This is a genomic window from Halomonas sp. AOP7-B1-5, from assembly GCF_052353045.1.
Taxonomy (GTDB): domain Bacteria; phylum Pseudomonadota; class Gammaproteobacteria; order Pseudomonadales; family Halomonadaceae; genus Vreelandella; species Vreelandella colorata.
Map to the genome: position 1 here is coordinate 1 of NZ_JBQTDC010000011.1, position 22274 is coordinate 22274.

The window sequence follows — 22274 nt, forward strand, 5'->3', positions numbered from 1 at the left end:
GCCCACCGCCCCATTTTCGACACATTGAACAGTGACAAACACTGATATGATTACTTTGCATAGTGATAGTTATGCCCACAGCACCGCAAAGGCATTTAGCCTGGTGTTGCATATCAGAAACCATGATTTCCTCCTAAACGAATTTACCAATCGCCTAAACATTCAAAAAATCAACTGACGCCCATTTTTTGAATGACCAGATGCTTCATATAGTCAATAAACGTCCTATTAGCCTACAACCACACACTCAGTCGGTCTCAATAAGCTACTTCACTCTTATGTAATGGAAATACCTAACATACATTAGATGATTTATTTTTAACCGGCACTATCTAATACGCTGTGTTCTTTAAAAGTTCCGCTACTTTTACTTTATCGCTCAATAATTATAGGTTAGCGAGGCTTTCCGCTTTAAAGCAGAGCTACTGCAACTATCTATAAAAAATGAAAAAAGAACTAAAAATACTAAAAATTTAATTTCTTGAAACTCATTAATAAGGCTGAGTCTGACGCGGAATTTTACTTATTATTATCCCCTACAATATCAACATTTACCCTAGTTCTATCGCTTAGATCCTCTTATACACTGAAAACATATGTTCTTAGTAACCATATGCAGTTGCCACTTCCTTTCAGTGTAGGAATAACGCCATGCACGGTCGTCCTCGCTCCTTATTGCCGGTTTGCCTACTTGCCTGTTTAACCGTAGAGACAGCCTACGGGCAAAACACTACCGATATGCAGCGTGAAACTCTAGTGGTTCAGGCACGTCAAGGAGGTTTGGAAACCTCGATTGAAGGGCTTAAAGCACTTTATTCCCAAACACAAAATACACGCGTACGTGCCGATCTGATTGCGTTACAGGTGCGTGCCGGACAATACCAAGAGGCATTGGCTGTTTGCTCTTGGTGCCAGCCAAATGATTTCGCTGAAAACGAACTTGCCAACCTGGCTGGCGCGGCCCGTAGTGCGGGCGACTATCCCAAAGCACTCTCGCTATTTCAGGCGCTTACCTATCGTAATCCTGGCAATGCAGAAGGTTGGCTCGGGCGTGCCTTAGTTCAAACCGACATGGGCAATTACACCATGGCCGATATTGCTTTACAGCAGTATAGCCAAGTTGCGGGCACCACCACCGCTGGGTTGGAAGCCAGAGGCTACCTTGCATCGCGTACCTCTAACGCTATGCAAGAACTGAGCGCCCGGCAGGCACTGGTAGAGCAAGACCCCGCAAACACCAACGAGCTTCAAGCGCTTTATCGCTTGGCGGTAGGCCTGGGAGCAAGCTCTGCTGCCCGACAGATCATGCAGACCAACCCCAACGTATTCTCGGAAAGTGATCGTTTGTGGCTTACCTACTACGAAGCGGTCACTGATATACGCCTGGGGATCCACACGGATCAGCCATCCAGAACCCGCACCGGATTGGCGCAGTTAAATAACGTTTTGCAAATAACAAATGCGCCTCCAGAGCTCATCGCCCTGGCTGAATATGACAAAGTGGTAGCACTTGCCGAACTTAGACAATTCCCCGAAGCGGAGGCACTCGCGACGCGGCTTGAAAACCAGCACGGTCAATTGCCAACTTACGTCAATCGCGCCAGAGCTTATGCATTAAATGGTTTAGGCCGTCCCAATCAAGCGGCAACGCTTTACGAGAGCCTGATCCAGCAGGCGCCTGAAAAAGCCTCTGACCCAGACGACCCTCTCAATGAAGGGCTCTTTTACAGCTATACGGATGCACAACGCTTTCGTGATGCAGACCGGTTACTGGCGGCATGGCGTGCGGGCGAACCCGAACAACGCTGGGATTTCACCCGCACAACGCGCATCGACAACCCCAACTATCAAAAAATTCTGTTACTCGAAATATTGCTTACCTCGTGGCGTGGCGATGCAGGTGCCGCTAGCGAACGCCTGGCCAGCTACCAGGACCAGGCACCTGGCGACCCGTACCTTTGGCAGATCAAAGGTGATCTTGAGCGTGACCGTGGCTGGCCACGAAAAGCAGAAGAATCATATCAGCACGCCGAACAGTTAATGCCGCCCACACAGCGAGATGCACCACGTCATGGAGTACTGCTTTCCAGACTCCAGCGTGGCCAGTGGCGCGATACCACAACCCAAATTGCCAGTGAACTGGCCAACGCCAGGCCTAGCCCAACGCGTGACCAACTGGTCCGCGAGTGGCGCGAATTGCGCGCTCCCCAATTGAGCAGCACGGTCGCCCGTAGTGAAGGCGAAGGAAGTGGCACTCAGGCCTCTAAGGAATGGCGCTATGAGGTGCTGCTGGAAGGGCCGCGCGATGAGAATGGCTCACGCGCGTTCGCACAACGCATTGGTCAATATGGTGAGTTTGAAGGCGAAAACCTGTACGCGGCGTATACAGCCGCAGGCTACGAATGGAATCTCTATCCGGCAACCGTGACGATTGCCGCCGGACACGGCGCTCAGCTCAATAACGATTTTATGGCCCGTACCGAGCTTCGCTACGCGGTATCGGATCACCTCACCACCACGTTAGGCGTTGAGCTTAACACCCCAGACACTCCTCTGCGGGCACTACGCGATGGAGTAACCGCTGACCGTTACCGGGGAGAGTTGGCCTACCGCCATGACGAACGAGGCGCAGGTGCAATTGGCATAATGGCAACCGACTTTAGCGACAGCAACCTACGCCAATCGGTTTACGGCTACTGGGACCAGATACTTTATCACTTTGATCGTTGGCAGGTTAACGGCGAGATACAAGCGGCTGCCTCACGTAATGACGAAGTTGAAGCCAGTTATTTCAACCCACGCCGTGATGCCAATCTGAGCGGCGTGTTATCCCTTAGCTATGAGCTTCCTCTTGATTACCGAAAATCCTTTACACAAACCCTATCTCTAGGATCAGGGCACTACTGGCAGGAGGATCAAAATAGCGAAAACACGTGGTCAGTGGGCTATCAGCACGAGTGGCTAATAGCGCCCACGCTCAGCATCGAGTACGGCATTTCAAGACAAAGGGCCGTTTACGACGGCACCCCTGAGTACGACAACAGTATTTCGGCCAGCTTTGTATGGAGGTTTTTATGAAATTTTGGCGCGTATGTCTTGTTAACGCTGCCCTGCTGGTCATGCTGGGGCTACAACAAGCCCACGCTGAACGTACCCCCGGTGACTATGTAGTCATCAGCTATCACGATATTGTGGATAGTACCGTCACTCCTGACTTACCTATTTACTCACAAACCATCACCCGCGCCCGGTTAATAGAACATTTCAATTTACTAACGGCAGGTGGCTATCAACCGGTCAGTCTGCAGCAAATTGTCGATGCCAAAGCAGGTGGGCAGCCTCTACCCGATAAAGCAGTACTGCTCACCTTTGATGATGGCTATCGCAGTTTCTACGATATCGTCTTCCCGCTGCTCAAGCTGTACGGGTTTCCGGCCGTTCAAGCAGTCGTCGGCAGTTGGCTGGATGTCCCTGAAAACGGCCGGGTACCTTACGGCAGTATTACCCTGCCCCGGGATCGATTTTTAACCTGGGAGCAGGTTCAGATTCTGGACGAATCGCCGCTGGTTGAAATCGCCTCTCACACCTACAACCTGCATTACGGGGTTAAAGGCAACCCGATGGGTAACGAACAGGCAGCCGCGGTGACCAGCATTTGGAACCCGCAATCCGGCTACGAAAGTGAGGCCGCTTATGTAGAACGAATTCGCAACGATATGGCAAGAACCCAGCAGCAGTTTCAGACACACATGGGCCGCTCGCCCCGCATGATGGTATGGCCTTACGGGGCGTCTAGTCAGGCAACGCTGGATATCGCCGCTGAATACGGCATGATCTACACCTTTAGCCTGTTAAGCGCTCCCAACCAGCTGCATAGCTCTATGCGCTCAATCAATCGCTACCTGATCGATCAGGAAACCGGTCTTCAAACAATTGAAGAGATTCTATCCGACCGCGTCTGGGAACCAGAAGACCTGCGTATTGTTCACGTCGATATAGACTATGTTTACGACGCTGACCCCATTCAGCAAGAACAGAATCTCGACAGGCTGATCGAGCGTATCTACAACTATGGCGTTACCACCGTTTACTTGCAGGCGTTTGCTGATCCCGATGGTGATGGCGTGGCCGATGAGCTCTACTTCCCCAACCGCCATTTGCCGGTAAGGGCCGATCTGTTCAACCGTGTGGCCTGGCAGTTGAAGAAACGCGCTAACGTCAAGGTATATGCGTGGATGCCGGTGCTCTCGTTTGACCTTGGCGACGACCACCGCTATGTCACCGACTCGCAAACCGGCCTTGAGTCTCCCGACCGCTACCGCCGCCTTTCCCCCTATGTGGAAGACAACCGGCGCATCATTCGCGAAATTTATCAGGACCTTGGCCGCCTGACGAAATTCGATGGCTTGATATTTCACGATGACGCGTTTCTGAACGACTTTGAGGATGCCAACCCTGAAGCACTCACGGCATACGCTCAGGCCTCCTTACCTCGCGATATTGCCGCTATTAATAATGATGCAAGCCTTATGGCGGCCTGGACACAACATAAAACCCAATTTTTAACCGACTTCACCCGAGAGCTGGAGCAGGCAGCCAACTACTATCGCCAGGCAGACAATAAAGAGTTCACTACTGCGCGTAACCTGTATGCCGGCACGGTGATGAATCCGGAAAGTCAGCAATGGTTCTCTCAGGATATCCAGAACTTTGCGGCGGGCTACGATTTTGTTGCCGTAATGGCCATGCCCTATATGGAACAGGCTGAAAATCCGGATGAGTGGCTACGCGAATTAGCCAGACATTCGCTTGCTCAGGTGAGTGCCAAACAGTTGGTCTTTGAACTGCAAACCCAGGATTGGCGCACCCAAACACCCGTTTCCAGCGAAGAGTTAGCACGATGGGTACGTTTGCTGCGTGAAGAAGGCATTCAGCATATCGGCTATTACCCGGATGATTTTCTCCAGAACCATCCAAACCTTAGTGTGCTACGCCCAGCTTTTTCCATTGGCCGCCGCTTTAGGGCAACACCATGAACATACTTGAATACCTAGCCATCTTTACGCTTGGCTACCCAAGCCTCATGGCAACCATCTGGATCTGTGGCGGTATTTACTTTTATATACATTGGGAGCGCAAGCAGCCCTGGCCTGCCAAGCTTGAATGGGATGAAAACGCGCCATCCGTCACGGTGCTGCTACCCTGCTATAACGAGGGCGCTAATGTCGATGAAACCGTTCATCATCTTTTCAAGCAGAACTATCCACAAATGCATGTTATTGCCATTAATGATGGCAGTAAGGATGACACAGGTAGTCGGCTTGAAGCACTCGCGCTTGAGTATCCAGGCTTAAAAGTACTGCATCAACCCAATCAGGGCAAAGCCAGCGCCATGAATCATGGGCTGAGTGAGGCGACCAGCGATATCATCGTGGGGATCGACGGAGATGCCATTCTCGATTACGACGCTATTGGCTATATGATGGGGCATTTTATCAGCAGCTCTAGAGTAAGCGGCGTCACTGGCAATCCCCGAGTGAGAACCCGCTCAACCGCCATTGGCAAAATACAAACCGGCGAATTTTCTGCAATTATCGGGCTCATCAAACGCGCCCAACGGATTTACGGCATGGTATTCACTATATCCGGCGTTATCTGCGCGTTTAGGCGCACAGCGCTGGAGAAAGTCGGTGGCTGGAACACCGATATGATTACCGAAGATATCGACGTGAGCTGGCGTTTGCAGCTGGCAGGTGGCCATGTCCGCTATGAACCACGCGCCATGTGCTGGGTATTGATGCCTGAAACGCTGCGCGGGCTGTTCAAACAGCGGCTGCGCTGGTCCCAAGGTGGCGGCGAAGTCGTTCTACGCTACTTCTCTCAAACCATTCGCTGGAAGAACCGGCGCTTCTGGCCTCTGATGCTGGAATACATCATCAGCGTGATTTGGTGCTACTCAGTTATCGCGCTACTGATCGCCTGGCTTGTTTCTCAGGCCACCCAACCCACGGCATGGCCCATCACCACCCAGGCGTTCTCGTATTTTGGCAGCATCCTAATAGCGATTAGCTTTATCCAGTTTACCGTTAGTTTTTATATCGACAGCCGCTACGACAAAGAGATATTTCGCTGCGTTTATTGGAGCATTTGGTACCCATTTGCTTACTGGATTCTCAATATGGCGACCGTCGTTATTGCCTTCCCCAAAGCCATGATGCGTCAACAGGGAAGGCTTGCCACCTGGACCAGCCCAGACCGAGGAGAACGCTTCCATGAACAATAAACTCGTACCTATCATTATTGATAACCCCTGCCAGAAAGGCTTGGGCTATCGTATCCGCGACGTCATTATTACAACGGCCACCCTTATCTTGTGGCTGCTTGTACTGGCAAGGCTATACACCTTCTTTATCATCGAAGAAGCCATCCTTGAACAGCTTTACGGCTCACTGATGATCAAAGTAGTCGCCGTCAGTTTTATTATCACCTTTTTAACCTTCCACTGCTGGGCGGTTTATAACCAATTTTTGTATACCAGTATTCTGAAGCGCCAAGCGCGCCACATGGAACAACCTACGCTTGAAATCGATAATAAAATGGCTAATGAAGAAATAATGACCGTTCCGCTGCCAAAGCAGAAAGTAACCGAAGCACACACTAGATGATTTACCAAAATGAAAGGCTAACCCCTTCGATCAGACCACGGCAGGTGTGATTGGAGAGGTTACCGCTCAGCGCCTACTGCAGCGCGCAATAACGCTAAGGCCTCGTTAAGGATTTACCACCTTTAATTGGGGCCATCTCTCCAACCAGCGTTTTTCAGCAATACGCCGTTTAAAGTCGAGTGGCTTGGGCCTTTTGGTATTCAGCGTGATAGTAAAATCAAATAAAGGCTCAACCCCGAACGGTGCGATAATCACCACCTCACCGTTATCATCCAGCGATGCACCCACGGCGGTTTGAACCTCTACCCAGTAGCTCATGGCATCCGCCGTTGAGGTATAGGGCTGGTCCAGATTCCGCACATGCATTCTGGCCTGATTTTTGACCGACCACGGCACGTCGGATAGGCGGCGCAATTTTTTTTCGAGATCGCGATCCCGGTTTTCAGAGATAGCGTCGGCGTCGAAATAAATCAAATCGATATCGTTGAGCGGTGTTGAATGAGGGTAGCCATGGGCCCTGTCCCAGGCAAGATTGCGTACAAACCCCGCCGCAATACACCAGTTGGGCAGGCGTTCTTGCGCCGCTACCCTTAGCGCCTGCATGCGCATTGGATCCTGGGTAATCCAATCGCCTAGCTGTGCTTCTTTATTCATTACACGCCTCGATAGGGAATGCATGCGTTTGCGATTTACCTGACTAGCCCAGCTTCTCCAGATACTCCTTCAAAACGTGCGCGTGGCTGTACTGCTTATCCTTGGCGCCGTACAAAAGCACAAGGTTTTTCTGGCTAACGTCTGCAAGATACTCTTTGGCTTTCTCTTTTTGTTCGCTCAGTTCACTCATGTACTTCTTCCGAAAATCGCTCCACTTGTCCGGGTCATGATTAAACCACTCACGCAATGTGTTACTCGGCGCCAGCTCCCTCCAATGGCCATCCAGGTCAGCGTCCTCTTTTGACACGCCCCGCGGCCAAAGTCTATCTACAAGCGCATGGTAGCCTTGGGGTGCATTCTCTTCGTAAATACGGTGTAATTTAATATTCACAGAGTTCCTCCTTCAACGCTATTGATGGCTTGCAGCACTTGGCTTAATGAAAACATGGAAATGCCATGGTTTGATAGCGTAACACTTGGCGAGGACTGTGCTTTAGAACGCGAATAAGCACAGGTTGCGTCTAAAGTTGAGGCTACCGCTTCTCCTGCTGGTCTTTCATTGCCAATCCTATTAGCCTGCTAATTCACTATTAAGGGTTTGTCATGCAAGAGACCTCTTCTCGACAGCGTTTAGCGGGCGTGCTGATTTTGCTTGGGCTGATCGCTCAGATTCTCGGTTTTACGGGCTTAGTAAATACGGCGCATGCGGTGAGCTATTTGCTATGGCTCTCGGTGGCGTTGCTTTGGCGGGATATCCCTAAGCGCTCGCGGGTTCAGGCGGGGGTGTTGATGGGCTTGGGCCTTTCGATGCTGTTAGTGGCACGCCTTGTTTATAACGCCGAGGTGGATTGGCCCGCGATGCTTCAGGGCAATGCTTTTGTGGCGGCCATGCTTGTCGGCGTGAGCTTTATTTCTCTCGTCGGCAAACAACAGGGGCGAAAAAAAGCCTCCGGTAAGAAGCTGACGGGCAGCGGCGGCATTTTGCGCACGTGGTTAGGCGTGCATTTTCTGGGCACGATCTTGAACATGTCGACGATTATTATGGTCGGCGATCGTTTGGCGCGCTCTGCCCCCCTCTCCATGCCTCAGTATCTGGCGCTTAACCGCGGGCTTTCCAGTGCCGCGACGTGGTCCCCCTTTTTTGCATCCATGGGCATCGTCATCGCCTTAGCCCCCGAGATGCAGTACTCCCACGTTGCGCTGTTTGGTCTTCCTTTGGCGATGGCATCAGGATTACTGACCACCCTGGAACTAGCGCGCCGGTTTGATTTAAGCAATGTGCTGGGCTTCTCACTGGCACCGCGCAGTTTATTGATGCCGGTCGTGATGGCGCTGCTGGTCATGGTGTTTCACTTTTGGCTTACGCCTGAGCTGTCCATTGTGGGAATTATCACTTTTTTAATTCCAGGCGTCGCTTCACTTTATAACTTGCGGGAGGGGCCACGCTATACGCTTCGCCGCGTTCGTCAGCACACGACGACACGTTTACCGGCGATGCGCGGTGAGATCTCGTTATTTTTAGCGGCGGGCCTCTTAACACTTGGCCTATCTACCTTGGTCGCTGCAATAGCAGGCAGCGATTGGACACTGTTTGAATCCTTTGGGGCTTCACAGGGCATGGTCAGTTTTATCGCGATCGTGCTGAGTGCGCTGGCGGGCCTTCACCCGATTATTGGGGTTTCGGTACTGGCTTCCATGGTGAGCTTGCAAGGCGGAGAACACACCCTGTTTGCCTTTGTGGGACTATGTTCATGGGCAGTGGGCACCAGCGTCGGGCCATTGTCGGGGATTAATTTATCCCTGCAGGGACGCTACGGCGTTAGCGGTTATCGCATGATGAAGAACAATCTGTTTTATGCGGGAGTGATGAGCCTGCTTTCGCTGGGCTCGATTGCCGGGTTGAGCTATTTAGTCAGTTAGCTGAATAGGCGTAGGCAGCCCTGTAAAGGGCTGCCACGTCTACGTATTTATCCCAGACAGCAACGCTTACGTTTCGATGATTTTATTGGGGAATCGGTAGAAATAGCGGTGCCCACACTGATGGCAAGGTTCCAGGCGAGCCACCTGCGGCAGCATCACCTGGGCATCGCAATGCACACAAGCCATCAAGCCAGGGGCGGCTATTTCACCTTCACAGTAATCAGCCCGAGCTGCCTCCAGGTCTTCGGCAAAGCGTTCACGCTCAACCACACTGCGGTCGGCGATAGACAGTAGCGACTCCGCTACCCGCCGCGACAGGCCGCTGATATCAATGCCCAGCCACGTGGCGACCTGCATACCGGTATCGGCCAGGTAGTACCGCATATCTTTTAGATCACGCTCCACCCATGCGCGCAGCAACGCCAGCTCATCTTTGGTGTACTCTTCAAGCTCTGCCTCAAAAGCGACTGCGTCGTCTAGATCCTTTTGCAAGTTGTCCCACGTCAGCTCATTGGCGCCATCCTGCATGCGTTCCAGCAGGCGTTCATAGCCCTCACGCAGGCGATGGTCATTGTGTTGTTCACTCATGGTACCTCTCCTTTTATCGACGCAGTTATTTCCTATCATCAGCTTGCCGTTCAAGGATACTCCTTCATAGGATACAATCGACATTACTTATCTGACAGTCGTCATCTACCATTCACTTTGCGCCCAAATTGGGCGGATACGCCAAGGCATTAAAAAAACCGATGGACGCACACTATAGCCCTCGTGAAATCGAACGTGACGCCCAGCAGTACTGGGACAAACATCAGTGCTTCAAAGCAGTAGAAGACGCTAATCGCGAGAAGTTTTACTGCCTATCCATGTTCCCCTACCCCAGCGGTAAGCTGCACATGGGCCATGTGCGTAACTATACTATCGGCGACGTTGTCTCACGTTTCCAGCGCATGCAGGGTAAAAATGTGATGCAGCCCATGGGCTGGGACGCCTTCGGCATGCCTGCGGAAAATGCCGCTATTCAAAACCAGGTACCGCCTGCCAAGTGGACCTACCAGAATATTGATTACATGCGTAACCAGTTAAAGGCGTTGGGTTTTGCCTACGACTGGAGCCGTGAATTCGCTACTTGCGATACCAGTTACTACCGCTGGGAGCAGTGGTTCTTCACCAAGCTGATTGAAAAAGGCCTGGTATATAAGAAGATGTCCACGGTGAACTGGGACCCGGTCGATCAGACCGTACTCGCCAATGAACAGGTCATTGATGGCTGTGGCTGGCGCTCTGGCGCCCCGGTTGAGCGCAAAGAAATTCCGCTGTGGTTCTTGAAAATCACCGACTATGCCGACGAGCTGCTGACTGATCTGGATAAAGTGGAGTGGCCTGAGCAGGTCAAAACCATGCAGCGCAACTGGATTGGCAAATCTCGTGGCGTTGAGCTGACCTTTGATATTGAAGCGTCCGATGGCAGCGCAGTTGAGCCGCTGGCGGTTTACACCACCCGCCCGGATACACTGTTGGGCGTTACCTATGTGGCAGTTGCCGCAGGCCACCCGCTTGCAAAACAGGCGGCGGAGCATAATAGCGAGCTTGCCACGTTCTGTGCCGAGTGCGCCAAAGGCGGTACGTCTGAAGCGGAAATGGCCACCAAAGAAAAGCTTGGCATGGCGACCGGCCATTTGGCGGTTCATCCATTGACCGGTGATAAAGTCCCGGTTTTTGTGGCTAACTTCGTACTTATGGAATTTGGCACCGGCGCAGTCATGGCGGTACCTGCTCACGATCAGCGCGACTGGGAATTCGCCACCAAGTATGGCGTCGAGATTAAACCGGTTATCGCTGATGAAAACGGCCAAACGCCAAATCTTTCCGAAGCCGCGTTTATCGAGCACGGCAAGCTAATCAATTCCGGTGAGTTCGATGGCCTCGAGTTCGAGCAGGCGTTCGATGCGATTGCCGCCAAGCTTGCGGAAATGGGCCGGGGTGAAACCAAAACCAACTTCCGCCTGCGCGATTGGGGCGTTGCCCGCCAGCGCTACTGGGGCGCGCCGATTCCGGTTAAATACGGCCCGGAAGGTCAAACCGTTCCGCTAACTGACGATGAGCTTCCGGTGGCGCTGCCTATGGAAGTAACCGTGGACGCCTCCGGTTCACCACTTAAGAAAATGCCCGAGTTTTCTGATCTAGGCGATGGCTGGGTACGTGAAACCGATACCTTCGACACCTTTATGGAGTCCTCGTGGTACTTTGCACGCTTCTGCTGTGCCGATAACCACGACGCCATGCTGGATGATCGCGCCAACTACTGGCTGCCGGTTGATCTTTATATTGGCGGTATCGAGCACGCTATCCTGCACCTGCTGTATGCCCGCTTCTTCCACAAGCTGATGCGTGATTTTGGTCTGGTGGATTCTGACGAGCCGTTCCAACAGCTGTTAACGCAGGGCATGGTGATCGCGGAAACCTTCTATCGCACCACCGATAACGGCGGCAAGCAGTGGTTCAATCCAGCCGATGTTGAAGTTCAGCGTGATGATAAAGGTCGCCCGTTGAGCGCAGTGCTTATGAGTGACGGCCAGCCGGTTGAGATGGGCGGCATTGAGAAAATGTCCAAATCGAAGAACAATGGCGTTGACCCACAGTCGATGATCGACAGGTTCGGGGCTGATACGGTTCGCCTGTTCATGATGTTTGCCGCTCCGCCCGAACAGTCGCTGGAATGGTCTGATTCAGGCGTTGAAGGCTCGCACCGTTTCCTCAAGCGGATATGGCGTCAGGTCAACGAGCACATCGAAGCGGGTACACCGGGTGAATTAACCCTGGATACGCTTAACGATGATCAGAAAGCGCTGCGTCGTAAAACCCATGAAACGATTAAGAAAGCCAGCGATGATATTGGTCGCCGTACCACGTTCAATACGGCGATTGCGGCAGTCATGGAGCTTTCCAACGCGATTGGCAAGTTCGATGATACTTCCGAGCTGGGTCTGGCGGTTAGCCGTGAAGCGCTTGAAGCCTGCGTGCTGCTGCTTGCGCCAATTACGCCGCACCTTTGTCACAGCCTGTGGCAGAGCCTGGGGTACACAGAGCCTGCGATTGAAGCACAATGGCCGGTTATTGATGAAGCAGCACTTACGCGTGACAACATCGAACTCGTTGTTCAGGTGAACGGTAAATTACGTGCTCGCCTGGAAGCTCCGGCGAGTGCGGACAAAGCAGCCATCGAGAAGCTCGCGATGGAAAACGAAAACGTCCAGCGCCACTTGGAAGGCAAAACGGTCCGTAAAGTGATTGTCGTGCCGGGTAAGCTGGTAAACATCGTGGTAAGCGGATGAACCGACGTACCTTTCTGACTACCAGCATTGCCGCCTCGGCGGCAGTGCTACTTAGCGGCTGTGGCTTTCATCTACGCGGCAGCGGCTCCATGCCCACTCTGCCTGCGCTTGCCCTTGAAGGCGATGTGACCAGTGCTACGGCACAACAGCTACGCGCACGCCTGCAGCAGCTGGGCACTGAGGTTGATCCCTCTGCGCCTTGGCGCGTTACATTAGGGCCGCCTTCTCGTTTAGAGCGGCGTATAGGCAGTGACAGTCGTGCCAGTCGTGAACATGAGCTGACACTTAGCACGACGCTATCCGTGCAACAGCGCGACACCAATGCCTATGCGCTTAATAACGCAACCGTGGCTGTCAGTAGCCGCATCCGGGTCAATGATGACGACTTGCTTAACCGCGAGACGCTCTTTAGGGAAGCTCAGGACACGCTTGCCCGTCAGCTAGCGCAGCGGATTGTCGAACGCCTGGCGAACGTTAAGGGTTTTGAGTGAAGGTTTTTGCTGACCAGCTACCTGCAGCGCTTGCCAAAAAACTGCCCAAGGTAGTCATTGTGGCCGGTGAAGAACCGCTTCAGCATCGTGATGCCTGCGATGCCGTGCGTACGGCTGCTCGTCAGGCGGGTATTGAAGAACGCGAAGTGCTGGATGTAGATGCCAACTTTGCCTGGGGGCGTTTATTGGAAGCCTCGAGCAATTTGTCGTTGTTTGCTACTCAAAAACTAATGGAAGTGCGGCTAGGCACCCATAAGCTTGGCCAGGAAGGTAGCAAGGCCTTGGTTCAGTACGCTGAAATGATGGAAGGTAGCGACGATATACTGCTTATCAGCATGGGCAAGCTAGACGCCAAGCAGCAAAAAAGTGCTTGGTTTAAAGCCCTCGACAAGCACGGTGTGTTCGTACCCGTATGGCCGGTGGACAACTCACGTCTTGGTTACTGGCTTCGCGATCGCGCATCACTCCATGGTCTGCAAATTGATCTTGAGGCGGCACGCCTCTTAGGCGAACGTACCGAGGGCAACCTGCTGGCGGCTGATCAGGAGCTTCAAAAACTCTCGCTGATTCACCCTCAAGGCACGCGATTAAACGTGGAAAGCATTGCTCAGGGCGTTGAAGACAGCTCGCGCTTTGACGTTTTCAACCTGGCGGATGCCTGTTTAAAAGGCGAAACCAGCCGCGCTTCGCGTATTGTGCAGGGCCTGCGTAGTGAAGGCATCGAAGCACCTATCGTGCTATGGGCATTAAGTCGCGAACTGCGCACCCTGCTCTCGCTGCATCAGCATTTGGATCAAGGACAGAGCTTTGAACATGCCTGCAAAACCCAAAAGCCGATGATTTTTGACAAGCGCCGTCCCGCCTATCAAAAAGCCATTAAACGCCTTCCCATGAAACGTTTGCATAAACTCCTGTTGATGGCCCAGCGACTTGATCTTGCCGTGAAAGGTGCATCGGTGGTGCCGTTATGGCCCGGTCTGCATGATTTGGCGATGACCATGGCCGGTGGTAAAGGCATACTTTCTGAAATGGCCTCGACCTACCGCATTAGTGCAAATAATTAGCATCTTGCACAATTGACTTAAAACTCACGCGTTTTATTTCTATACTCTTGATTCCAGCAGTAAAGTACCTCTCCCCTCTGAACAGTCTATAAGGAAGAAGACGATGAAAACATTGCGCGCTTACCTCTCTACGCTCTTAATCGCGGCGCTCGTGATCACCAGCCTGCCCGTTGCTGCTGCACCTGCCGCTCCGCAATCTATGGATCTAGTTTCAACTCAGTCTGTTTTAGCAGGTGATCGTGCCGGTGCTGACCGTGAGAAAATCAATGAAATTCTGGCCCGTGCCGATGTACAGGACCAGCTGCTAAAGCAGGGTGTGGATCTTGATGAAGTAGACGCTCGTGTGGCCGCGCTGAGCGATGCCGAAGCACAGCAAATGGCTCAGCAGCTTGATCAGCTACCTGCCGGCGCTGGTGGCGGTGTTATCGGCGCTCTGTTTGCCGTTTTCATCATTTTGCTGATTACTGATATTCTCGGCTTGACCGACGTTTATCCGTTTACCCGCTAAGCCAGTCACTATGAAAACATTGTTACCCTACGCCCGCTTTGCGGGCGTTTTTACGCTCGCTCTACTGCTTTCTGCCTGTGCCCGCAGCCCTGTTTTACTCGACAGCACCTACGAAGCTTTAACCCCTCAAATAGAAAATCGTAACGTACCGTTTTTTGCTCAAACCGAGTACCAGTGCGGCCCGGCAACGCTTGCCATGGTGTTGAACTATCAGGGTGTTGAGGTAGACGTAGATCAGCTGATTCCGCAAGTATTTTTGCCAGGGCGCGACGGCAGTGTTCAACCTGAAATGCTGGCCACCGTTCGTCGCCACCAGCAGCTTGCCTACCCCATTCGCGGCACTATGGATGCGCTATTAAACCATTTGGCTAACGGCGACCCGGTCGTGGTGATGCAGAACCTATCGCTGCCTATTTACCCAATGTGGCACTATGCGGTCGCTATCGGGTTTGATTTACCCGAAGAAACGCTGATCCTGCGCAGTGGCGAACGCGAGCGACACACTCTTTCGTTTAGCCGGTTTGATGCCACCTGGGCACGCAGCGACCGCTGGGGGTTTGTTGTTGCCGACCCAGGAACACTGCCGGAAGGCATTAGCGCGCGTAATGCTCTGGAAGCTATTAGCGCTTATGAAGAAACCCACGGGCCAAAACAAGCCTTAAGCAGCTGGCAAGCCCTTGCTGCGCGCTACCCGAGCAATCCGCTAGCTCAGTTTGCGCTGGGCAACGCCCTGTATGCCAATGGGCAACCAGAGAAAGCCATGGCAGCTTTTGACGCGGCGACCCAATACGATGCCCAAATGGGGGCAGCCTGGCTAAATTTAGGGATACTGCGACGACAGCAGAACAAACCCGAAGAAGCCCGTGACGCGTTGATTCAGGCGGCGTCTATTGAAGGCAGTTGGCAGGAACGCGCCCAGCAGCTTTTGGGCGAGTATTAAACATACGTAAAAGGGGCCGCTCGGCCCCTTTTTAAAACAACGCGTTGTTTCAATAAAATATTAGCAACAGCGTACTACTCAACTGATGGCGCTTTAAAACACTCGGTTTAAGCCATTTTGTGCTGCTACTCGATACGCTTCTGCCATGGTCGGGTAGTTAAACGTCGTATTCACGAAGTACTTGAGAGTATTGGCTTCGCCCGGCTGCTGCATAATGGCTTGGCCGATATGCAAGATCTCCGAGGCCTGATCGCCAAAGCAGTGGATACCTAGAATCTCCAGCGTATCCTGATGAAACAGGATTTTCAGCATCCCTACCACGTCGCCAGTGATTTGCGCCCGCGCGGTGTCTTTAAAGAACGCTTTGCCGACTTCATAAGGGACTTTTGCTTCGGTAAGTTCACGCTCGTTAGGGCCAAACGAACTGATCTCGGGAATGGTGTAGATGCCGGTGGGTACGTCGCTAACGAAGCGATACTCTTTATCAAGCAGCTCGTTACAGGAGTTGAGCCCCTGGTCGTAAGCCGCGCTGGCAAGGCTTGGCCATCCAATCACATCGCCGGCGGCATAAATATGCGGAATCGACGTCCGGTAGTGCTCATCAACACTGAGCTGACCACGCCCATTAGCTTCCAGGCCAATATTCTCAAGCCCCAGGCTATCCGTGTTACCGGTCCGCCCGTTAGCCCACAAAAAGGCATCGGCGCGGATTTTCTTACCTGATTTGAGATGCACTACAACGCCGGATTCATCGCCTTCAACACTTGCGTAATCTTCGTTATGACGAATCAATACGCCGTGTTTACGCAGATGATAAGACAGCGCATCGCTGATCTCAGCATCCAGGAAGGAGAGCAGGCTTTCGCGATTATTGATCAAATCGACTTTAAGGCCCAGCCCTGAAAAGATCGATGCATATTCGCAGCCGATAACGCCAGCACCAAAGATCACCAGCGTACGCGGCGTGTGCTCAAGACTTAAAATGGTATCGGAGCAGTAGATACGCGGATGGCGAAAATTGATATCGGCCGGCCGATAGGGACGTGAGCCGGTAGCAATAATGATTTTCTTGGCGACAAGCTCCTCCATGCCCTCGTGCTGGTCACGTATGACCAGCGTATGCTCATCCTTAAAGCGCGCAACGCCATGGAACAGATCGATGCGGTTGCGGGCATAAAACGTGGTGCGCATCTCAACCTGCTTATCAATAGTACCGCGGGAGCGCTCCATTACTTTTGGAAAAGAGAACCAGCGAGGCTCACCGATATCGCGAAACATGCGGTTAGTATTGAACGCCATGATTTGCTTGACCTGATGGCGTAACGCTTTTGAGGGGATGGTGCCCCAGTGCGTGCAGTTACCACCCACCTGAGCCTGCTTTTCGATAATCGCGACACGCTTCCCGTGCTTTGCAGCGTTGATAGCAGCGCTTTCCCCTGCGGGGCCTGTACCAATAACCACGACATCGTAATTGTGAACCGCCATACTTTCTGCGTCTCCTCTTTCCCCAATAATTAGGCGCAGCGGATCACTCGGCTGCGCCTGCTAAGCCCTTCAAGAGTGGCTTTATCGCCGCGTTACGTCATAGCCAAGGTCTGCACCACGGCTTTCATCGCTACGCCTGCGCACGCCGTTCTGCTTGCGGTTCTCTTCTTCGCATACTTCATCTTTTCCGCCGCAAATATCGCAGCCATCTTTCATGCCAATTTGGTTTAAACCACCGCAGGAACCTGCGATGGGCTTGCGGCCCATTAAAACGCCAACCGCCATCGCGCCCATGATTAGCGCCATAAAACCAAATACCAGTAGCCAGATTGCCATGTAAACCTCCCAGCATTGCTTTTGATGCACTACCTGCCGACAACAGCTCAGGCAATTAGTGCCCGTCATTCATTGCTACCTTTATTGTACCTTAGCCGCCAGACACTTATTAGCACAGGTGGCTATTCGCACAGATAACGCGGGTTTTGCCCCACTTATACGCTTATTCATAAACAAAGGGGCCAACCTCACGGCCAGCCCCAAATGCGCCCAAAGGGCACGCACTACAAATCAGTACTTATCCGCCAAAATCATCTAACATGATGTTTTCAGGCTCAACGCCCAGGTCAAGCAGTAGCTTGATTACCGATGCGTTCATCATGGGCGGCCCACACATGTAGTACTCACAATCTTCAGGTGCGGGGTGATCTTTTAGATAGTTCTCAAACAGCACGTTATGGATAAAGCCGGTAGGACCTTCCCACTTATCTTCTTCTTGCGGGTCAGAAAGCGCCAAGTGCCACTCAAAGTTCGGGAACTCTTCGGCCAACTGGTCGTACTCTTCGTTGTAGAAGGTTTCACGCCAGGAGCGAGCACCGTACCAGAAAGACATCTTACGATCTGACTTAAGACGCTTGAGCTGGTCAAAGATATGGCTACGCATTGGCGCCATACCGGCACCACCGCCGATAAAGATCATTTCGGCATCGCCATCTTTGGCGAAAAACTCACCAAACGGACCCATTACCGTCACCTTGTCACCCGGCTTCAGACTGAAGACGTAGGTAGACATCAGGCCCGGCGGATGGCTGCTGCCCGGAGGCGGTGTCGCGATACGAATGTTGAACTTGAGAAGTCCCTTTTCTTCAGGGTAGTTCGCCATGGAGTATGCGCGAACAATTTCCTCGTTGTTCTTATGGGAAACATCGAACAGGCCGAATTTTTCCCAGTCGCCGCGGTACTCTTCCTCAATATCGAAATCAGAAAACTTGATATCGTATGGCGGCGCCACTAGCTGAACATAACCACCGGCGCGGAAAGCTACTTCTTCACCTTCCGGCAGCTTCAGGTTCAACTCCTTAATGAAGGTAGCGACATTGGGATTGGCCGTTACTTCGGTTTCCCATTTTTTAACGCCGAACACTTCTTCAGGTACTTCTACTTTCATGTCCTGCTTAACGGGCACCTGACAAGAGAGACGCCAGCCCTCTTTCTTTTCACGCATGGTGAAGTGGGACTCTTCGGTAGGCAGAATCGAGCCACCGCCCTCTTCAACGCGACACTTACACTGGGCGCAAGAACCACCGCCACCGCACGCGGAAGAAAGGAAAATACCGTTGGCTGCTAACGTGTTCAAAAGCTTGCCGCCGGCCTGAGTCGTCAAGGTGTGCTCGGGGTCGTGATTGACTTCAATCGTCACATCCCCGCTACTCACTAGCTTGCTACGCGCTGCCAGAATGATCGCCGTTAAGCTAATAACGATGATCGTGAACATGACAACACCGAGCAAGATGACAGATGTATCAACCATGTCGGTTTCCTATTGCTGAGGTTTCCTGTAACCCGGCAGCGCTTTACGCCGCCGGGAAAACCGGCTCTGTTTAGAGCTGAATGCCCGAGAAGGACATAAAGCCCAGTGACATCAGACCTACGGTGATGAACGTGATACCCAGCCCCTGTAGGCCACCAGGCACATCGCTGTATTTCAGCTTCTCACGAATGCCCGCAAGCGCGGCAATGGCCAATGCCCAACCGGTGCCCGCGCCAAAGCCGTATACCACCGCTTCACCGAAATTATAGCTACGCTCTACCATGAACAGTACGCCACCTAAAATGGCACAGTTAACGGTAATTAGCGGTAGGAATACACCTAGCGCGTTGTAGAGCGAAGGCACGTACTTATCAAGGAACATTTCCATGATTTGTACCAGTGCCGCAATAACCCCGATATAGGAGAGCAGACCCAGGAACGAAAGATCGATATTTTCAGCACCGCTGATACCGGTCCACGTCAACGCGCCTTCTTGCAGCAAGTAAGTGTAGACAAGGTTGTTAACCGGTACGGTGACGGTCAGTACCACGATAACGGCAATGCCTAGACCGATGGCTGAAGAGACCTTCTTGGATACGGCAAGAAAAGTACACATGCCCAGGAAGAAGGCCAGCGCCATGTTCTCGACGAAAACCGAAGCAACGAAAAGGCTTAGATAGTGTTCCATTTTACACAGCCTCCTGTGGCTTTGAGTTTTCCTTCATCTTGAACTCATTCTCTTCTACCTGCTCGGGATTGACTGAGCGCAGTACCCAAATCAACAGGCCGATGATAAAGAAGGCAGACGGCGGCAATAACAGCAGACCGTTAGGCACATACCAGCCACCGTTTTGAACCGTCGGCAAAATGGTAAAACCAAATACGCTACCCGCGCCCAGCAGTTCACGGAAGAAGCCAACTACTAAAAGCACAAAACCATAGCCCAAACCGTTACCGATACCGTCTAAAAACGACATACCGGGCGTATTGGACATGGCAAAGCCTTCAGCACGGCCCATAACGATACAGTTGGTAATGATCAGACCGACAAACACCGACAGCTGCTTGGACATTTCATAAGCGTAGGCTTTGAGGATCTGGTCAACCACGATGACCAGCGAAGCAATAATGGTCATTTGCACGATAATACGAATCGCAGAAGGAATATGATTCCGGATTAGCGATACGAAGAAGCTAGAGAGCGCCGTTACAAAGATAACGGCCAACGCCATTACCAACGACACGCTCATGCTGGTGGTTACCGCTAGCGCCGAACAAATCCCCAATATCTGAAGTGCAATCGGGTTGTTCTGGAAGATTGGCGCTATTAATACGCTTTTTGCATTTACGTCCGCCATGATTAAGCCCCCTCACCGTCTTCGAAGTCAGTCTCGGTGTTTTCGGCGTCTTCCGGCTCCGTACCGCTGCGGAATTTCGCAAGGTACGGTGCAAAACCTTCTTCGCTCAGCCAGAACTGCAGCATGTTAGTGACACCATTACTGGTGAGCGTAGCACCGGATAACGCGTCTACTTCGTTTTCGTTGCTAGCGCCGCCTTTGGTCAGGTGGATGGCTGGTGAGAGATCGCCCTCTTCAGCGTAAATCTCTTTGCCTTCCCACTGAGCCTGCCAGCGTGGATTATTAACTTCCGCACCTAGACCCGGCGTTTCGCTGTGGTCATAGTAAGTGATACTGATGATGGTGTTACCGTCGCCTTCAATCGACAGAAAGCCCATCATACGGCCCCATAGGCCCTGTCCACGAATGGGCAGAACGATCTGGTCCGGATTTTCTTCATCACCTACCAGGTATACGGTCGCGTAATTTTCAACCTGAGAAAGCCCCGCGATGTCACGGTCGCCAGACAGCGTGCGGCCCGTCGCCGGGTCACGCGCGGCTTCAAACCCGTCAAATGTTTCAGGATCAAACTCGTCGGTATATTCACCGGTTTCGAGTTCAACGACACGTGGCGTGATTTGGGCCTGGAACTCTTCCTCGACATCCATACCCGGCTCGTATAAACGTGCCACATTAAGGATGTTGGTTTTACGGTCTAATTCCTGGTTGAGCTGCTGCGTGGGACGTAGCGCTACGGCGGCCGTCGAAACGATAACCGAGCACACGATACACAGTGCAAACGCAACAATCAGGATCTTCTTGATTGAGTTGTTACCTTGTGCCATTAGGCAGTCTCCTCGGCCGGTACGCCAGTACGCTTAATACGGCGCTTGATATTGGCCTGGACGAAGAAATGGTCAATCAATGGGGCAAACAGGTTAGCAAACAGGATAGCCAACATGATGCCTTCCGGGAAAGCCGGATTAACCACCCGGATCAGCACGGTCAACACACCGATCAACGCGCCAAAGATCAGGCGGCCCTGGTTGGTCATTGAAGCAGATACCGGGTCGGTTGCCATGAAGACCATACCAAACGCAAAGCCACCGACCACAAAGTGCCAGTACCAGGGCATGTCAAACATGGGGTTGGTGTCTGAGCTGATCAGATTGAACAGCGCGCTGGTCGCCACCATCCCAAGGAACACACCCAGCATGATGCGCCACGAGGCGATGCGCGTCCAAAGTAGCACAACGGCCCCGATAAGGATCGCAAGCGTTGACACTTCACCTACCGACCCGGGAATGAAGCCAAGGAAGGCATCCCACCAGCTGAAGGTGTTGGTTAGTGTGTCCATGCCATCCTGGAAAGCCATGGAGAGCGCTGTTGCTCCGGTGTAACCGTCAGCGGCCACCCAGATAGCGTCGCCGGAGATCTGCGCCGGGTAAGCGAAGTAGAGAAAGGCACGACCGGTTAGCGCCGGGTTAAGAAAGTTCTTGCCAGTACCGCCAAAAATTTCCTTACCGATCACGACACCGAAGGTAATGCCGAGCGCCACCTGCCAAAGCGGGATGGTTGCCGGAAGAATCAGTGCGTAGAGCACCGAGGTCACGAAGAAACCTTCGTTAACTTCATGGCCACGCTTGATGGCAAATAGCACTTCCCAGAAGCCACCGATGGCAAACGTCACCAGATAGATAGGCAGGAAGTACGTTGCGCCCAATACAAAGTTGGCCCATAGGCTGCTTGAATCATGCCCTGAAGCCAACGTCATCAGGATAGCTTCGCGCCAGCCACCCATGGAGGCATAGCCTGCATCGATTGCCACGTTCGCCTGCCAGCCTGCGTTCCACATACCAAAGAACATGGCCGGAAAGGTGCAAAGCCAAACGGTGATCATGATGCGCTTAAGATCAATACCGTCGCGCACGTGAGCCGTAGTTTTAGCAACGCTGGGCGGGGAATAGAAAATTGTATCTACCGCTTCATAAAGCGGATAGAACTTTTCATACTTGCCGCCTTTATGGAAATGCGGCTCGATATTATCGAGCGTTTGTCGGATACCCAT

The 22274-nt window shown here is 52.4% G+C and carries 21 protein-coding genes; 10 read left to right on the plus strand and 11 right to left on the minus strand.

The features are described 5' to 3' along the window. Window positions 1-124 (minus strand): GFA family protein (locus ACT3XD_RS07625; RefSeq protein ID WP_444280551.1); only part of this gene is annotated, 124 nt, incomplete at its 3' end. 527 nt (window positions 125-651) lie between these two features. Here ACT3XD_RS07625 and pgaA point away from each other — a divergent pair. From pgaA to ACT3XD_RS07645, 4 genes are read left to right on the plus strand one after another with little or no spacing between them, the layout of a single operon-like run. Beyond that, on the plus strand, window positions 652-3078 hold the full coding sequence (gene pgaA, locus ACT3XD_RS07630) for a poly-beta-1,6 N-acetyl-D-glucosamine export porin PgaA (RefSeq protein WP_192537879.1): 2427 nt from the start codon (window positions 652-654) through the stop codon (window positions 3076-3078). Further along, window positions 3075-5036 carry a poly-beta-1,6-N-acetyl-D-glucosamine N-deacetylase PgaB gene (gene pgaB / locus ACT3XD_RS07635; protein WP_192537878.1) on the plus strand — a complete coding sequence of 654 codons (1962 nt, stop codon included), beginning with the start codon at window positions 3075-3077 and terminating at the stop codon, window positions 5034-5036. The genes pgaA and pgaB overlap by 4 nt, the downstream gene beginning before the upstream one ends. After that, the gene (gene pgaC / locus ACT3XD_RS07640) at window positions 5033-6283 is read left to right on the plus strand and encodes a poly-beta-1,6-N-acetyl-D-glucosamine synthase (protein WP_192537877.1); all 1251 of its coding nucleotides are present in this window, start codon (window positions 5033-5035) and stop codon (window positions 6281-6283) included. Before pgaB ends, pgaC begins: the two co-directional genes overlap by 4 nt. Continuing rightward, window positions 6273-6665: a hypothetical protein gene (locus ACT3XD_RS07645; RefSeq protein WP_192537876.1), complete on the plus strand. Its 393-nt coding sequence runs from the start codon at window positions 6273-6275 to the stop codon at window positions 6663-6665. The genes pgaC and ACT3XD_RS07645 overlap by 11 nt, the downstream gene beginning before the upstream one ends. Window positions 6666-6770: 105 nt before the next feature. Here ACT3XD_RS07645 and ACT3XD_RS07650 read toward each other — a convergent pair whose 3' ends face one another. Then, entirely contained in the window at window positions 6771-7319 is a 549-nt protein-coding gene (locus ACT3XD_RS07650; protein WP_192537875.1) for a nucleotidyltransferase family protein, read from the minus strand. Window positions 7320-7362: 43 nt separating this feature from the next. After that, a complete protein-coding gene (locus ACT3XD_RS07655) occupies window positions 7363-7710 on the minus strand; it encodes a DUF488 domain-containing protein (protein WP_192537874.1) in 348 nt (115 codons plus the stop codon). A gap of 212 nt (window positions 7711-7922) precedes the next feature. Here ACT3XD_RS07655 and ACT3XD_RS07660 point away from each other — a divergent pair, with 212 nt between their 5' ends. Next, the gene (locus tag ACT3XD_RS07660) at window positions 7923-9239 is read left to right on the plus strand and encodes a hypothetical protein (RefSeq protein WP_192537873.1); all 1317 of its coding nucleotides are present in this window, start codon (window positions 7923-7925) and stop codon (window positions 9237-9239) included. Window positions 9240-9305: 66 nt separating this feature from the next. Here the strand turns inward: ACT3XD_RS07660 and ACT3XD_RS07665 are convergent, their stop codons facing one another. Next, entirely contained in the window at window positions 9306-9827 is a 522-nt protein-coding gene (locus ACT3XD_RS07665) for a zinc ribbon-containing protein (RefSeq protein WP_018917278.1), read from the minus strand. A 161-nt stretch (window positions 9828-9988) separates the two neighbouring features. On the opposite strand from ACT3XD_RS07665, the gene leuS reads away from it, so the two are divergent. The 5 genes from leuS (at window position 9989) to ACT3XD_RS07690 (ending at window position 15577) form a co-directional block, all read left to right on the plus strand. Beyond that, on the plus strand, window positions 9989-12574 hold the full coding sequence (leuS, locus tag ACT3XD_RS07670) for a leucine--tRNA ligase (protein ID WP_192537872.1): 2586 nt from the start codon (window positions 9989-9991) through the stop codon (window positions 12572-12574). Next, complete coding sequence (locus ACT3XD_RS07675; RefSeq protein ID WP_192537871.1) at window positions 12571-13065, plus strand: LPS-assembly lipoprotein LptE; 495 nt, start codon at window positions 12571-12573, stop codon at window positions 13063-13065. Before leuS ends, ACT3XD_RS07675 begins: the two co-directional genes overlap by 4 nt. Next, the gene (holA, locus tag ACT3XD_RS07680; protein WP_192537870.1) at window positions 13062-14129 is read left to right on the plus strand and encodes a DNA polymerase III subunit delta; all 1068 of its coding nucleotides are present in this window, start codon (window positions 13062-13064) and stop codon (window positions 14127-14129) included. Before ACT3XD_RS07675 ends, holA begins: the two co-directional genes overlap by 4 nt. A gap of 103 nt (window positions 14130-14232) precedes the next feature. After that, window positions 14233-14637 carry a PA2779 family protein gene (locus ACT3XD_RS07685; protein ID WP_018917282.1) on the plus strand — a complete coding sequence of 135 codons (405 nt, stop codon included), beginning with the start codon at window positions 14233-14235 and terminating at the stop codon, window positions 14635-14637. 10 nt (window positions 14638-14647) lie between these two features. Next, on the plus strand, window positions 14648-15577 hold the full coding sequence (locus ACT3XD_RS07690) for a PA2778 family cysteine peptidase (protein WP_192537869.1): 930 nt from the start codon (window positions 14648-14650) through the stop codon (window positions 15575-15577). A 93-nt stretch (window positions 15578-15670) separates the two neighbouring features. Here ACT3XD_RS07690 and sthA read toward each other — a convergent pair whose 3' ends face one another. The 7 genes from sthA to ACT3XD_RS07725 all read right to left on the minus strand — a co-directional run bounded on the left by sthA (window position 15671) and on the right by ACT3XD_RS07725 (window position 22274). Continuing rightward, window positions 15671-17062, minus strand: a complete 1392-nt coding sequence (gene sthA, locus ACT3XD_RS07695) for a Si-specific NAD(P)(+) transhydrogenase (RefSeq protein ID WP_192537868.1) — start codon at window positions 17060-17062, stop codon at window positions 15671-15673. Window positions 17063-17143: 81 nt separating this feature from the next. Then, window positions 17144-17398, minus strand: a complete 255-nt coding sequence (gene nqrM / locus ACT3XD_RS07700; protein WP_192537867.1) for a (Na+)-NQR maturation NqrM — start codon at window positions 17396-17398, stop codon at window positions 17144-17146. Window positions 17399-17636: 238 nt separating this feature from the next. Further along, window positions 17637-18869: an NADH:ubiquinone reductase (Na(+)-transporting) subunit F gene (gene nqrF, locus ACT3XD_RS07705; RefSeq protein ID WP_192537866.1), complete on the minus strand. Its 1233-nt coding sequence runs from the start codon at window positions 18867-18869 to the stop codon at window positions 17637-17639. A gap of 70 nt (window positions 18870-18939) precedes the next feature. After that, window positions 18940-19557, minus strand: a complete 618-nt coding sequence (nqrE, locus tag ACT3XD_RS07710) for an NADH:ubiquinone reductase (Na(+)-transporting) subunit E (protein ID WP_018917287.1) — start codon at window positions 19555-19557, stop codon at window positions 18940-18942. A gap of 1 nt (window position 19558) precedes the next feature. Continuing rightward, window positions 19559-20227, minus strand: coding sequence for an NADH:ubiquinone reductase (Na(+)-transporting) subunit D (locus tag ACT3XD_RS07715; protein WP_192537865.1), 669 nt, complete (start codon window positions 20225-20227; stop codon window positions 19559-19561). Between the two features lie 2 nt (window positions 20228-20229). Then, entirely contained in the window at window positions 20230-21051 is an 822-nt protein-coding gene (locus ACT3XD_RS07720; protein WP_192537864.1) for a Na(+)-translocating NADH-quinone reductase subunit C, read from the minus strand. Next, window positions 21051-22274: an NADH:ubiquinone reductase (Na(+)-transporting) subunit B gene (locus tag ACT3XD_RS07725; RefSeq protein WP_192537863.1), complete on the minus strand. Its 1224-nt coding sequence runs from the start codon at window positions 22272-22274 to the stop codon at window positions 21051-21053. The genes ACT3XD_RS07720 and ACT3XD_RS07725 overlap by 1 nt, the downstream gene beginning before the upstream one ends.

Coding starts and splice junctions, on each gene's coding strand:
- pgaA (WP_192537879.1), top strand. CDS start 652: ATGCACGGTCGTCCTCGCTCCTTATTGCCGGTTTGCCTACTTGCCTGT.
- ACT3XD_RS07675 (WP_192537871.1), top strand. CDS start 12,571: ATGAACCGACGTACCTTTCTGACTACCAGCATTGCCGCCTCGGCGGCA.
- pgaB (WP_192537878.1), top strand. CDS start 3,075: ATGAAATTTTGGCGCGTATGTCTTGTTAACGCTGCCCTGCTGGTCATG.
- ACT3XD_RS07660 (WP_192537873.1), top strand. CDS start 7,923: ATGCAAGAGACCTCTTCTCGACAGCGTTTAGCGGGCGTGCTGATTTTG.
- ACT3XD_RS07685 (WP_018917282.1), top strand. CDS start 14,233: ATGAAAACATTGCGCGCTTACCTCTCTACGCTCTTAATCGCGGCGCTC.
- ACT3XD_RS07715 (WP_192537865.1), bottom strand. CDS start 20,227: ATGGCGGACGTAAATGCAAAAAGCGTATTAATAGCGCCAATCTTCCAG.
- ACT3XD_RS07650 (WP_192537875.1), bottom strand. CDS start 7,319: ATGAATAAAGAAGCACAGCTAGGCGATTGGATTACCCAGGATCCAATG.
- ACT3XD_RS07665 (WP_018917278.1), bottom strand. CDS start 9,827: ATGAGTGAACAACACAATGACCATCGCCTGCGTGAGGGCTATGAACGC.
- nqrF (WP_192537866.1), bottom strand. CDS start 18,869: ATGGTTGATACATCTGTCATCTTGCTCGGTGTTGTCATGTTCACGATC.
- ACT3XD_RS07720 (WP_192537864.1), bottom strand. CDS start 21,051: ATGGCACAAGGTAACAACTCAATCAAGAAGATCCTGATTGTTGCGTTT.
- sthA (WP_192537868.1), bottom strand. CDS start 17,062: ATGGCGGTTCACAATTACGATGTCGTGGTTATTGGTACAGGCCCCGCA.
- pgaC (WP_192537877.1), top strand. CDS start 5,033: ATGAACATACTTGAATACCTAGCCATCTTTACGCTTGGCTACCCAAGC.
- nqrE (WP_018917287.1), bottom strand. CDS start 19,557: ATGGAACACTATCTAAGCCTTTTCGTTGCTTCGGTTTTCGTCGAGAAC.
- ACT3XD_RS07725 (WP_192537863.1), bottom strand. CDS start 22,274: ATGGGTATCCGACAAACGCTCGATAATATCGAGCCGCATTTCCATAAA.
- ACT3XD_RS07645 (WP_192537876.1), top strand. CDS start 6,273: ATGAACAATAAACTCGTACCTATCATTATTGATAACCCCTGCCAGAAA.
- nqrM (WP_192537867.1), bottom strand. CDS start 17,398: ATGGCAATCTGGCTACTGGTATTTGGTTTTATGGCGCTAATCATGGGC.
- leuS (WP_192537872.1), top strand. CDS start 9,989: ATGGACGCACACTATAGCCCTCGTGAAATCGAACGTGACGCCCAGCAG.
- ACT3XD_RS07690 (WP_192537869.1), top strand. CDS start 14,648: ATGAAAACATTGTTACCCTACGCCCGCTTTGCGGGCGTTTTTACGCTC.